A 5,187-nucleotide genomic window follows, 5' to 3' on the forward strand; every position below is an offset into this window, starting at 1 on the left:
GTATTGCACCGTCCTGTCAGGATGGTGATGCTCGTGCACTACGCCCAGTGCATGCCCAAACTCATGCAAAATATGACCTTTCAAGTCGGCTCGGGGCGTGGTCCGATCGATATGCATCGTGGGCTCATCTTTAGGTATGTTTAACGCACCGGTACCCAATTCTGACCACGTGCCTGCGATATCCTTGTGGGCGGATATGCGGATATCGCCCGTGTTGTCGTCGACGAACTTGAACTTCAAATTAATGAGTCCTGCGAACTCCCCGATGCACGTTTGGACAAGTCGCCGGGTGGCTATCGGCATGTCCATAAATGAAACGGTAATCGTGTGGTTCTGCGGCCATAAATATCTGCTGTCCGCGACGCCGCGTTTAGTTCGGGAAACCGTAGGCGCGGCGGGCGTTTCAGTGTTCGTCGAAGCACTGTTCGGGTCAATCGAATACGGGCTGTGATAAGTCAAAGATGGGGTGGTTATCATGCAATATCCTCCTCAAGCAAAAGGCGCTTTCAAGTCACTCTCGACTGGCCTCACCTGGGTGGCTCGCTTGGCGATTCAGTTCCATTTTAGGTAGGAAGCGTCCGTGCGAAACGCAGGGAATTCGAAGCGCTTTTCAGGCAAGCCAGCATTAATCCTACGGCCTCTAGCTGTAGGCGCTGACGCCGGTGCGGTCTACGAGACGAATGCTGTCACGCCCGCCACGCTTGCTTTCGTAAAGCGTGCTGTCACCTGATTCGATCAACGCCGCAAGGCTGGCTTGCGGCTGGTCGAAGAGGTTGGCGCCGATGATCGGCGGGTCAGACGCCTCTGGTGGACGGCAGCAAGATGGTCAAGATGCCCACAAGCGGCAGGAACGAACAGATCTTGTACACGTATTCGATGCCATGGCTGTCGGCGAGCAGGCCGAGCAGCGCGGCACCGATGCCGCTGAAACCGAACATCAGGCCGAAGAATATGCCGGCGATCATGCCGACGTTGCCGGGGACCAGTTCCTGGGCAAACACCACGATGGCCGAGAAGGCCGAGGCGAGGATGAAGCCGATCACCACGCTCAGTACGGCGGTCCAGAACAGGTCGACGTAGGGCAGGGCCAAGGTGAAGGGCGCTGCGCCGAGAATCGAGAACCAGATGACTTTCTTGCGGCCGATCTTGTCGCCAATCGGGCCCCCGGCGAAGGTGCCGACGGCCACGGCGCCGAGAAACAGGAACAGGTACATCTGCGAGCTGGCGACCGACAGGCCGAATTTTTCGATCAGGTAAAAGGTGAAGTAGCTGGTCAGGCTGGTCATGTAGAAGTATTTGGAAAACACCAGCATTGCCAGGACCACCAGGGCGAAGGTCACCCGGCCTTTTGACAAACCGTGAGTGGGCTTGCCGCCGCTCTTGAGCTTGAACAGGTTGAGGTGGTTGCGGTACCAGCGGCTCAGGCCGTACAGCACCAGAATTGCGAACACGGCAAACAGCCCGAACCAGGCGATATGGGTTTGGCCGTAGGGAATGATGATTGCCGCCGCCAGCAACGGGCCGAAGGCGCTGCCGGTGTTGCCGCCGACCTGGAAGGTCGATTGCGCCAGGCCATAGCGGCCGCCGGACGCCAGGCGGGCGACCCGCGAGGTTTCCGGGTGGAACGTCGACGAGCCCACGCCGACCAGCGCCGCCGCCAGCAAAATGGCCGGGAAGGTGCCGACAAACGCCAGCATCAAAATGCCGATCAAGGTGCTGACCATGCCCGCCGGCAACAGCCAGGGCTTGGGGTGACGGTCAGTGTGGTAGCCGATCCACGGCTGCAGCAGCGACGCAGTCAACTGAAAGGTCAGGGTGATCAGGCCGACCTGGGTGAAGCTCAGCCCATAGTTGGCCTTGAGCATCGGGTAGATCGAGGGCAGCACCGCCTGGATCAAGTCATTGATCATGTGCGCCAGGGCGCAGGCGCCGAGAACGCGCATGACCAAGGGGCTTATCTGGGGCGCAGTGGTTGCAGCGGCGGGTGACGCGGTCAGGGTCGACATGCAGGCATTCCATACAAGGCAGCAAACAGAGGCAAACGGTACTTAAGCCGCTTACCCATTTCAAAATATTTCGACGGCTATGCTAGATTCAGCGAAAATGCCTGTCTCGCGAAATTCGGGCGATAACCATCGCAAAAAGGGCGAAATGATTAAATCACTCGATACATTTCTGCGTGAGATCGACGAAGGCGACTGGGCTGTCATCAGTTCCGCCACCGATTACCCCGAGAACTGGGTGATCCCCGACCACAGTCACGAGAAGCACCAGTTGCTGTATGCCATCGAGGGCGTGATGGTGGTGCACTCGGCGCAGAATCAGTGGACGGTGCCGTCCAATCGGGGGTTCTGGATGCCGTGCGGGCAAGTCCATTCGCTGCGGTGTGTGGGGCCGTTGAAGATGCGCAGCGTGTTTGTGCGCCCCGACAGCTTTCCCAACCTGCCCACCGAGACCAAGGCGGTGAGCGTTTCGCCGTTGCTCAGCGAGCTGATCAAGGCGTCCGTCAGTTTGAAGCCGCCGTATGCCGAGGATTCCCGTGACGCGCGGATCATGCACCTGATCCTGGATGAACTGGCGCTTTTGCCAGCCTTGCCGCTGTCATTGCCGCAACCCGCTGACCCGCGCATCAACCAGATTTGCCTGGCGCTGCAACTGGACCCCGGTGACGCGTCGACGGTGGCGGACTGGAGCGACCGGCTTGAGTTGGACCAGAAGACCATCCAGCGCCTGTTTCGCAAGGACACCGGCATGACCTTCGGCCAGTGGCGCCAACAGGCGCGGTTGCTGCTCGCGCTGGAGCGCATTGCGGTGGGGGAGAAAATCATCGATGTGGCCATCGAGTTGGGCTATGAAAGCCCGAGCGCCTTTACCAGCATGTTCAAGAAACAGTTTGGCAAGACGCCGAGTCAGTTTTTCAGGTAGGGCGACTGATCACGGGCACCCGCGATGAGTGGCGCGCGGCCAGGCTAGCCAGAAAACCTGCGATTACCAGCGAGGCAGCGCTCAATTCAAAGGTCGCCTGATACCCACGGAGGTCAAACATTACGCCACCGAGCATCGCGCCGGCGGTGATCGCCAACTGAATGATCGCAACCATCAATCCGCCGCCGGCCTCGGCATCTTCCGGCAGTACTCTCGATAGCCAGGTCCACCAGCCAACGGGTGCCGCAGTGGCGAGCAGGCCCCACAGGCCCAGCAAAGCAGTGGTCGCTGTCGGCGAACTACCCCATGCGACCAATGCCAAGGCAATCACCGCCATCAGCAAGGGGATGGCGGCCAGCGTGTGATACAGGTTGTTTTTCAAAAAGCGCTCGATCAGGAACGTGCCTGCAAGGCCGGCCAGGCCGAGGACCAGCAACATCAGCGACAGCGTGGATACACTTACCCGTGTAACGCTTTCCAGGAAGGGGCGCAGGTAGGTGAACAGCATGAATTGACCCATGAAAAATGCACTGGCGGCGGCCATGCCCAGAGTCACAGCAGCGCTCCTCATCAGTCGAAAGACATTGCTGGCCTTGGGGGCGCGCTGCGTCTTGAGTGAAGGCAGGCTCACCAGCAACCAGACACTGGCTAAAACAGCGATCGGGATGACACAAAAAAACGCGCCACGCCACCCGATCAGGCCACCGAGAAAACTGCCCAGTGGCGCCGCAATCACCGTCGCCAACGCGTTGCCACCGTTGACCACAGCCAAGGCTCGCGGCACTTGAGCTGTGGGCACCAGGCGCATGGCGGTGGCGGCCGACAATGACCAGAAACCGCCAATGGCCACGCCGATCAGCGCGCGCCCCAGCATGAAAGTCAGGTAGTTCGGCGCCAGTGCCACCACGCTGCCGGACACGATCATCAGCACGGTCAGGGCCAGCAGCAGGCGTTTACGCTCAACCCGTGCCGCCACGCTGGCGATCACCAGACTGGTGAGTAAGGCGAACAGGCCGGATACCGAGATGCCTTGGCCGGCCTGGCCTTCAGAGATCTGCAGGTCGGCCGCCAGCGGCGTCAGCAGGCTTACAGGCATGAATTCAGAAGCCACCAGAGCGAACGCCGCCAGCGCCATCGCAAATACACCACTCCAGCTGTGCGTGTGAGTATTTTCAGACATTACTTCAGGTTGCCTTTGAAAAAAGCGGTGAGCTTGGCAAACGGGATCAGGTTGACCCTGTCATAAAGGTCCACATGGCCAGCTCCCGGGATGATCACTAACTCCTTGGGCTCAGCAGCACGCTCGTAGGCGTCTTCGCTGAACTCACGGGAGTGGGCGTCCGCGCCGGCGACCAGTAACAGCGGCCGCGGGGAAATCGTCTCGATGTCGTTGAACGGGTAGAAGTTCATGAACTTCACGTTGCTGGTCAAGGTTGGTCGCGTGGTGGTTTGCGCCGAACCGTCGACGGGGGTGAACTCACCGCGCGGCGTACGGTAGAAATCGTAGAACTCATCGCCCACCGAATTCCCGGTGAGGGTGTGCGGTGTGCCGCCGGTGTAGACGGTGTCACCGCCCTGGAACTCCACGTAGCGCTGGTTGGCGGCTTGGCGAAGCAGTTGCTGGCGTTGCTCCAGCGTAACCCCGTGCTTGAGGCCATAGCGGTTGGCGGCGCCCATGTCGTACATGCTGACAGTGGCGATGGCCTTGAGGCGTGGGTCGATCTTCGCGGCTGCGATGGCGAAGCTGCCACTGCCGCAGATGCCAAGCACGCCAATGCGTTCGCGATCGACCAAAGGGCGGGTGCCGAGGAAATCCACGGCGGCGCTGAAGTCTTCGGCGTAGAGATCAGGCAGCACCGCGTTGCGTGGCGTGCCTGCGCTTGCACCCCAGAATGATAGGTCCATGGACAGGGTGACGAAGCCCTGTTCGGCCATTTTGGTGGCATACAGGTTGGCGCTCTGTTCTTTGACCGCACCCATGGGGTGGCCGACGATAATCGCAGCGTTTTTGGAGGTCGGAGCAAGGTTTTTTGGCACGAACAAATTGCCTGCGACCGGCATGCCAAATTGATTGTTGAAAGTGACCTTTTCCACCGTGATCATGTCGCTTTTATAGAAGTTGTCAGCACCGTTGGACATGTCGGCTCCCAGTGAAGAAAAAGAAGTCGCCAGTAAACCCACGGCTAACAAGAGGTTTTTCATGGCGTGATCCTTGAGAAGGTTGGTCCGTGCATTTTCCCGCGGTGGACTCGCGTTCTGTAG

5 protein-coding genes and 1 pseudogene are annotated in these 5,187 nt (G+C 59.6%); 1 reads left to right on the top strand and 5 read right to left on the bottom strand.

Annotation, left to right across the window (positions count from 1 at the left end; translation table 11 throughout):
* The 3 genes and pseudogenes from WBB95_RS24430 to WBB95_RS24440 all read right to left on the bottom strand — a co-directional run.
* A partial coding sequence (locus tag WBB95_RS24430; RefSeq protein ID WP_424489897.1) for a M12 family metallopeptidase occupies window positions 1-477 on the bottom strand: 477 nt, incomplete at its 3' end.
* Between the two features lie 163 nt (window positions 478-640).
* Window positions 641-784: pseudogene (locus WBB95_RS24435) on the bottom strand (GGDEF domain-containing protein); the annotation flags it as partial.
* Between the two features lie 10 nt (window positions 785-794).
* Window positions 795-2,006, bottom strand: coding sequence for an MFS transporter (locus WBB95_RS24440; RefSeq protein ID WP_424489898.1), 1,212 nt, complete (start codon window positions 2,004-2,006; stop codon window positions 795-797).
* 97 nt (window positions 2,007-2,103) lie between these two features.
* Between WBB95_RS24440 and WBB95_RS24445 the strand changes: the two genes are divergently transcribed.
* Window positions 2,104-2,925, top strand: a complete 822-nt coding sequence (locus WBB95_RS24445; protein ID WP_424489899.1) for an AraC family transcriptional regulator — start codon at window positions 2,104-2,106, stop codon at window positions 2,923-2,925.
* Here WBB95_RS24445 and WBB95_RS24450 read toward each other — a convergent pair.
* Window positions 2,918-4,105, bottom strand: a complete 1,188-nt coding sequence (locus WBB95_RS24450) for an MFS transporter (RefSeq protein ID WP_424489900.1) — start codon at window positions 4,103-4,105, stop codon at window positions 2,918-2,920. The two genes, WBB95_RS24445 and WBB95_RS24450, sit on opposite strands and share 8 nt — an antisense overlap.
* Window positions 4,105-5,127, bottom strand: coding sequence for an alpha/beta hydrolase (locus tag WBB95_RS24455; RefSeq protein ID WP_424489901.1), 1,023 nt, complete (start codon window positions 5,125-5,127; stop codon window positions 4,105-4,107). Before WBB95_RS24455 ends, WBB95_RS24450 begins: the two co-directional genes overlap by 1 nt.
* Window positions 5,128-5,187: the final 60 nt, after the last annotated feature.

This window comes from Pseudomonas sp., from assembly GCF_049645325.1.
Taxonomy (GTDB): domain Bacteria; phylum Pseudomonadota; class Gammaproteobacteria; order Pseudomonadales; family Pseudomonadaceae; genus Aquipseudomonas.